Consider the following 6995-nt stretch of genomic DNA (forward strand, 5'->3'; position numbering starts at 1 on the left):
GGCGCGCCGGCACCGGTTTGCTGTGGGTGTCGGCGCTGATTGGCGCGGCCGTCTGCGGCGGCATTTGCGCAGTGTTGCTGCAGGCGGTCCGCTAGCCGGAGCGCGCGGCCGGCCGCGGGGGAAGCGGCCGGCCACGGGGGAACAGGCCAGGCAGCGGCCAACGTCCGGCCGCCTGCCGGGAGCGTCGCTCCCGTAGACTTGAAGCCACTATGACTACTGCAGCTGAAACCCCCACAGCCACCTCCGATACACCGGTCCGGGTCCGGTTCTGCCCTTCTCCCACGGGCACCCCGCACGTCGGGCTGATCCGCACCGCCCTGTTCAACTGGGCCTATGCCAAGCACACCAAGGGCACCTTCGTCTTCCGCATCGAGGACACGGACGCGGCGCGGGACAGCGAGGAAAGCTACCAGCAGCTGCTCGAGGCGCTGAAGTGGCTCGGCATCACCTGGGACGAGGGGGTGGAGGTCGGCGGCCCGCACGAGCCGTACCGCCAGTCCCGGCGCCTGGACCTCTACAAGGATGTGGTGGCCAGGCTGGTCGAGGCCGGCTACGCCTACGAGTCCTACTCCACGCCGGAGGAGGTCGAAGCCCGGCACGAGGCCGCCGGCCGCGATCCCAAGCTCGGCTACGACAACTTCGACCGCGACCTCACGCCGGAGCAGGTGGCGGCCTACCAGGCCGAGGGCCGCGAACCGGTGCTGCGGGTGCGCATGCCGGACGAAGATGTCACCTTCACGGATATGATCCGCGGCGAGATCACGTTCAAGGCCGGCAGCATCCCGGACTATGTGATCGTCCGCGCCGACGGCTCCCCGCTGTACACCCTCGTCAACCCGGTGGACGACGCGCTGATGGGCATCACCCACGTGCTGCGCGGCGAGGACCTGCTCTCGTCCACACCGCGCCAGGTGGTGCTGATCCGGGCGCTGATGGAGCTGGACATTGCCCGGTACATGCCGGTGTTCGGTCACCTGCCCTACGTCATGGGCGAGGGCAACAAGAAGCTGTCCAAGCGGGACCCGCAGTCCAACCTGTTCCTGCTGCGCGACAAGGGCTTCATCCCGGAGGGGCTGCTGAACTACCTGGCGCTGCTGGGCTGGAGCCTGTCCGCGGACGAGGACATCTTCACCGTCGAGCAGCTGATCGAGCACTTCGACGTCCACGATGTCCTGGCCAACCCTGCCCGGTTCGACCTGAAGAAGGCCGAGGCCATCAACGGCACGCACATCCGCATGCTCGCGCCGGAGGACTTCCGCAACCGGCTGGTGCCGTACCTGCAGGCGGCAAACCTGGTGGGGGAGCAGCTGAGCGGGCGCGAGGAGGAGATCCTCACCGAGGCCGCGCCGCTGGTCCAGGAGCGCATCGCGCTGCTGGGCGAGGCACCGGAGATGCTGGCGTTCCTGTTCAAGGACGACGACGCGATCGACGTCGCCGACGACGCCCGCAAGGGCATGCCCGGGAACCTGGCCGAGGTGCTGGACGCCGCCATCGCCGTGCTGGAACCGGTGCAGGACTGGACCGCGGAGAACATCCAGGCGGCGCTGCGTCAGGCCCTGGTGGAGCAGCTGGGCCTGAAGCCGCGGCTGGCCTTCGGGCCGGTACGCACCGCCGTGTCCGGACGGCGCATCTCCCCGCCGCTGTTCGAGTCCATGGTCATCCTCGGCAAGGACTCGTCCCTGGCCCGGCTGAAGGCGTTCCGCGCCGCGAGCTGACGGCCCAGGCCCGCCGGCCGGACAACGGTTACCACCGCTCTCCGGCCGGCGGCATCCGGATGTGACGGACGCCTCACGGCCGCGGGCAGTTCCGGTTTTGAACATCCGCCGGACTTCGGGTAAAGTAATTACTCGTGCTGAGGCGCTGAGAGAGCGGGGCTGGCCCCCTCCATCGGCAGCCCAAAGCCATTGGGATATGGTGTAATTGGCAACACTACGGTTTCTGGTACCGTCATTCTAGGTTCGAGTCCTGGTATCCCAGCGCTGGTTTTTCCCGCGGAATATCCGGGAAGAATGCGGTAGAGAAAGTACACGGCCCCATCGTATAGCGGCCTAGTACGCCGCCCTCTCACGGCGGTAACGCGGGTTCGAATCCCGCTGGGGTCACGGTCAACCGGTCCGGGCTATTTGTCCGGGCGGTTCCGTTTAATCGGGAGATCATCCCGGTTGAAATGGCTGAATGTCAGCATTCGGCAAGCCGGCGCATGCCGGCAGGAAAGTGCAGGGCCCCATCGTATAGCGGCCTAGTACGCCGCCCTCTCACGGCGGTAACGCGGGTTCGAATCCCGCTGGGGTCACGGTCAACCGGTCCCGGACGCTGCGTCCGGGACCGGTTCTGTTTAACTCCCGGGACGGCCGGCGTCCGCCGGGCCCCCTGCGGACCTGCTGATTTTCCGTCCCGGTGGCATGATGGTCAGCGTGGGAATCACAGCTGAAGGTGCGGCAGCCGGGGGGCCTTCCGGCCCCATCGTCCTGCTCGAAGACGTCCTCAGGTCGCTGCAGGGGCTCTCCCTGCCGCTGCCGCTGCCCGGCGCGGACCAGGTGCGCCGGGACATTGCGGGCGCACGGACGCAGCTGCAGGACTACGTGCTGCCGCGCTACCGCAGCCTGGATGCTCCGCTGCTGGCGGTGGTCGGCGGTTCCACCGGCGCCGGCAAGTCGACGCTGGTCAACGCGTTGGCCGGGCATCCGGTGACCCGGGCCGGTGCCATCCGGCCCACCACCCGGCAGCCGATCCTGCTGCACCACCCCGGGGACAGGCGGTGGTTTGCGGACCAGCGCATCCTGCCCGGGCTGGCCAGGATCATGGGATCGGTGCGGAAGGACTTGCCCGCGGCCGGCAGTGCCGACCTGCCGGGCGCGTCGTCCCCGGGTGAGGACGAGCCGATCTCCTCCCTGGTGCTGCTGGCGGACGACGTCGTTCCCCAGGGCGTGGCGCTGCTGGACGCTCCGGACATTGACTCGGTTTCCGACGCCAACCGCCAACTGGCCGGCCAACTGCTGGCCGCGGCGGACCTCTGGCTCTTCGTCACCACGGCCAACCGCTATGCCGATGCCGCGCCCTGGAAGCTGCTGCTCGAAGCGGCCGGTCGGAACATTACGGTCGCCGTGGTGCTGGACCGCGTGCCGGACGGGGTGGCAGACGAGGTCCGGCCCGACCTGGAAGGCATGCTGGAACACGAGGGACTCGGCGGTGCCCCGCTGTTCGTGGTGCCCGAGTCCACCTTGGATGCGCAGGGCATGCTGCCGCCTCAGACGGTGGCACCCATCCGGACCTGGCTGGGTGCCATTGCCGCGGACAGCGTGCAGCGCGCGGCCATCGCCCGGCGCACGCTCAGCGGCGTCGTCGCCGCCCTGGCCCGCAAGCTGGAAGCGGCAGCCGACGCCGTCCAGGCCCAGCACGCGGCGGGGGACAGGCTGCGCCAGGACGCTGCCGGCGCCTACGCGGACGCTGCGAAGCGTACGCTGCTGTCCACCCAGGACGGGACGCTGCTGCGCGGGGAGGTGCTCGCGCGCTGGCAGGACTTCGTGGGCACGGGTGAATTCTTCCGCACCCTGGAATCCGGCATCGGGCAGCTGCGGGACCGCATCGGCGCGTTCTTCAGCGGCAAGCCGGCGCCCTCGGTGACCGTCGAGACCGCGATCGAATCCGGGCTGCAGGCGGTGATTGTGGACGAGGCGGCCAAGGCGGCCGAGGACGCCGACGCCCGCTGGCGGGACGATCCGGCCGGACGCCGGCTGTTGGGCAGCGAGGACCTGTCCGCCCCAAGTCCGGGGTTCGCGGACACGGTGGCCGCCGAGATCAGGGCCTGGCAGTTGGATCTGCTGGACCTGATCCGCATCGAAGGCCAGGACAGGCGCTTGAGGGCCCGCGTGCTTTCCTTCGGCGTCAACGGTCTCGGAGTCATGCTGATGGTCGGGGTTTTCGCGACTACCGGGGGGCTGACAGGCTTGGAGATAGGCGTGGCCGGTGGCACCGCCGTCGTCGGCCAGAAGGTGCTCGAAGCGGTGTTTGGGGAGGACGCTGTCCGCCGGCTCACCAAGACCGCCCGCGAGGGCCTTGCCCGCCGCACGAATGGGCTCATGGAGGCCGAGGCAGGGCGTTTCCTGTCCCGGCTGGACCTGCTCGATGCCCCGGAATCCGCCGGCGAGCTCCGCGGGCTGGCCCGGAGGCTTGCCGACCTTGCAGTGCAGACAGCGCAGGCCGGGCCCGCAGGCAGCGCAACCGGGGAGCGCGCATGAGCCGGCACCGCAGCGCCACCGAGGCCTCGCCGCTGCAGCAGCGGCTGGAAGCACTGAACACCGCACGGGAGCTGGCCGTCGGCAGGCTGCCGGAAACCATGCTGACGCCGGCGTTCGAGGTCCTGGAGCGCGCCAGCATGCGCCGGTCCCTCTCCGCCGAACACACCGTGGTGGGCCTGTTCGGGGCCACCGGGAGCGGGAAGTCGTCGCTGTTCAACGCGCTGGCCGGCGAGCAGATAGCGAGGGCGGCGGCACGCCGGCCGACCACGTCGGAACCGCTGGCGGGCATCTGGGGAACGGCCGGCAGCGAGGCGCTGCTGAACTGGCTCCAGGTCACCCGGCGCCACGGAATGGACGAGGACACGGAGGTCGCGCCGGGCGGCCTGATCCTGCTGGACCTGCCGGACTTCGATTCCACCGCCGTCGAACACCGCAGGATCGTCGAGCGCCTGGCCGGGCAGGTGGACGTCCTGGTCTGGGTGCTGGACCCGCAGAAGTATGCCGATGCCGCCGTACACCACGGCTTCCTGCGTCCGCTGGCTTCCTACGGGGCCGTGACCCTGGTGGTCCTGAACCAGATCGACCGGCTCCGCGAGGGCGAGCTGAAGCCGGTGATGGACTCGCTGCGGGACATCCTGGTCCGGGATGGGCTGGAGGACGTCAGGATTTTCCCGGTTTCCGCGCGCACCGGTGCCGGCATCGCCGAACTGCGCGCGGCGGTCCGCAAGGTGGTGGAGGACCGCCAGGCGGCCAACGAGCGGCTGGGCGCCGATGTGCAGAAGGCCGTGGCCGGACTGCAGGACGGCGGAATCGGCGGCCCGCTGCCCGGTCCCGGCAAGGACGCCAAGCGCGAACTGGCCGGACAGTTGGCCCTCGCCGCCGGCGTCGAGGTGGTGGCGGACGCGGTGGAGAAGTCCTTCCGGCGCCGTTCCCATGCCAGCACCGGCTGGCCGCTGACGCGCTGGCTGGGCCGGTTGCGGAGCGACCCGCTCAAGCGGCTGAACCTGGACCGGCAGGACGTAAACCCTGCGGTCAACCGCTCCTCCATGCCGGCACCGGGTTCGGCCCAGCGCGCCCAGGCAGACATGGCCATCCGGGCCTTCGCCGACGCGGCCAGCGCCGGCGCACCGGACCTCTGGCGTGGCGCCATCCGGCGGGCTGCGCGGGCTTCGGCCGACACCCTGCCGGACGCCCTGGACCAGGCGCTGGCCCGGACGGACTTGGGCTCCAACCGGAAGGCCTGGTGGTGGCCGGTGGCCGGGGTCCTCCAGTGGATTTCACTGGCCGCGGCGCTGGCCGGCGCGCTCTGGCTGCTGGTCCTGTTCGTGCTGGGCTACCTGCAGTTCCGGGTTCCGCCGGCCCCGCAGGTCGAAGGCTTTCCGGTGCCCACGCTGCTGCTGGCGGCCGGGCTGCTGCTGGGGATCCTGCTGGGAATCGCGTCAGGCTTTGTGTCCCGGTTCGCCGCCAGGAGACGGGCGGCCAAGGCCCGGCGCCGGCTGCGCGCGGCCGTGGCCGACGTCGCCGAGGAGAAGGTGGTGGCTCCGGTGGACGCGGAGATCGCGCACTACAACGAATTCCGCCAGGCCCTCGCCGCCGCGGCAGGATAACGGACCGCCCCAAGCCGGGCGGCACGGTCACCTCGCGGGTGCGGCGGCCTCACGCTCCGGCGGCATCCAGGACCTTCAGCATCGTGCGCAGGTTCCGCGTCGTGGTCGTGCTCTTGTACCGGGCCTTGGCCCCGAGCTTGCTCAGCGGGCTGTCCAAGGTCGCACCCTTGGGGCAGCGCCAGGCCATGGCCTCGGGCCCCAGGCTGACCTGTTCGGCGCCGGCACCGGCCCCGGCGTCGAACAGCTCCCGCAGCCGCTCCTCGTCCGACCCCAGCGTGATGTACGTGTGCATTCCGTCGTCATCCGGAGGGTAGGGGCAGGCCGCCACCAGCTCTCGCACCCGCTCCGCCGGCAGCACGATCACCCAGGCGTCGTACCCGAACGCTTCCCGCAGGCGCTGCTCCACCAGGTCCTTGACCTCGCTGGCCGGCGCCTCGGCGGAACACACCACGTTTCCGCTGGCCAGCAGGGTCTCCACGCCCTGAAGCGGCAGCTTGGCGAGCTCCCGCTTCAGGTCTGCCATCTTGATGTTGATCCCGTTTACGTTGATGCCGCGCAGGAAGACCGCATACCTAGTCATGGAGGGCAGATTACCGTCCGGGGCCGCCGGTGATGAATGATGCCAAGGGAAAGACGGCCGTTCCCCTGCGGATGGCCATTCATCAACGGGTAGCCGGGAGCGTGTTGGAGCAGGTGGCGGAGAAACTGACCGTGGCGGAGCTGGACGAGAAGGGGCTGCTGCAGCGGATCTTCCCGCGGCTGGGCGCTGCCCTGCCGGCGGCGGTGCCGGTGGGCCCGGGCGACGACGCCGCCGTCGTCGCGGCCCCGGACGGGCGCACGGTCATCAGCATCGACACCCTGGTGCAGGACCACGATTTCCGGCTGCTCTGGCCCGGCGGCTACCGGACCACGGGTTTCGACGTCGGGTGGAAGTGCGCGGCACAGAACCTGTCGGATATCAACGCGATGGGGGCCGAGGCGACCTCCCTGGTGGTCAGCCTGACCCTGCCCGGCAGCACCGAGGTGGCCTGGGTGGAAGACCTGGCGGACGGGCTGCGCGCGGCGCTGGAGCAACTCGGGGCGCCGCGCTGCGCCGTCGTCGGCGGGGACCTGGGCAAGGGGCCCGCGCTGGTCGTGACCGCCGCGGTGA

At 70.4% G+C, this 6995-nt stretch carries 5 protein-coding genes and 3 tRNA genes; 7 read left to right on the forward strand and 1 reads right to left on the reverse strand.

Annotated elements, in window-relative coordinates:
* The first annotated feature begins 209 nt into the window (after window positions 1-209).
* From gltX to ACFQ36_RS19190, 6 genes are all read left to right on the forward strand, one after another.
* Entirely contained in the window at window positions 210-1715 is a 1506-nt protein-coding gene (gene gltX / locus ACFQ36_RS19165) for a glutamate--tRNA ligase (RefSeq protein ID WP_377016529.1), read from the forward strand.
* 190 nt (window positions 1716-1905) lie between these two features.
* Window positions 1906-1977: transfer RNA gene (locus tag ACFQ36_RS19170), tRNA-Gln, on the forward strand.
* A 52-nt stretch (window positions 1978-2029) separates the two neighbouring features.
* Window positions 2030-2102 (forward strand) — tRNA-Glu (locus tag ACFQ36_RS19175).
* Between the two features lie 118 nt (window positions 2103-2220).
* A tRNA-Glu gene (locus tag ACFQ36_RS19180) sits at window positions 2221-2293 on the forward strand.
* Window positions 2294-2405: 112 nt separating this feature from the next.
* Window positions 2406-4238, forward strand: coding sequence for a dynamin family protein (locus ACFQ36_RS19185; protein ID WP_377016537.1), 1833 nt, complete (start codon window positions 2406-2408; stop codon window positions 4236-4238).
* Window positions 4235-5845 carry a GTPase gene (locus ACFQ36_RS19190; RefSeq protein WP_377016531.1) on the forward strand — a complete coding sequence of 537 codons (1611 nt, stop codon included), beginning with the start codon at window positions 4235-4237 and terminating at the stop codon, window positions 5843-5845. Before ACFQ36_RS19185 ends, ACFQ36_RS19190 begins: the two co-directional genes overlap by 4 nt.
* A gap of 49 nt (window positions 5846-5894) precedes the next feature.
* Here the strand turns inward: ACFQ36_RS19190 and ACFQ36_RS19195 are convergent, their stop codons facing one another.
* On the reverse strand, window positions 5895-6425 hold the full coding sequence (locus ACFQ36_RS19195) for a DUF1697 domain-containing protein (protein ID WP_377016533.1): 531 nt from the start codon (window positions 6423-6425) through the stop codon (window positions 5895-5897).
* A gap of 71 nt (window positions 6426-6496) precedes the next feature.
* Here ACFQ36_RS19195 and ACFQ36_RS19200 point away from each other — a divergent pair.
* Window positions 6497-6995 (forward strand): thiamine-monophosphate kinase (locus tag ACFQ36_RS19200; RefSeq protein WP_377016535.1); only part of this gene is annotated, 499 nt, incomplete at its 3' end.

The organism is Arthrobacter sp. GCM10027362 (assembly GCF_042679445.1).
In the GTDB taxonomy this organism is placed as follows: domain Bacteria; phylum Actinomycetota; class Actinomycetes; order Actinomycetales; family Micrococcaceae; genus Crystallibacter.

Excerpts from the sequence above, each read along its gene's own strand:
- ACFQ36_RS19195 (WP_377016533.1), bottom strand. The coding sequence starts at position 6,425 with ATGACTAGGTATGCGGTCTTCCTGCGCGGCATCAACGTAAACGGGATC.
- gltX (WP_377016529.1), top strand. The coding sequence starts at position 210 with ATGACTACTGCAGCTGAAACCCCCACAGCCACCTCCGATACACCGGTC.
- ACFQ36_RS19190 (WP_377016531.1), top strand. The coding sequence starts at position 4,235 with ATGAGCCGGCACCGCAGCGCCACCGAGGCCTCGCCGCTGCAGCAGCGG.
- ACFQ36_RS19185 (WP_377016537.1), top strand. The coding sequence starts at position 2,406 with ATGGTCAGCGTGGGAATCACAGCTGAAGGTGCGGCAGCCGGGGGGCCT.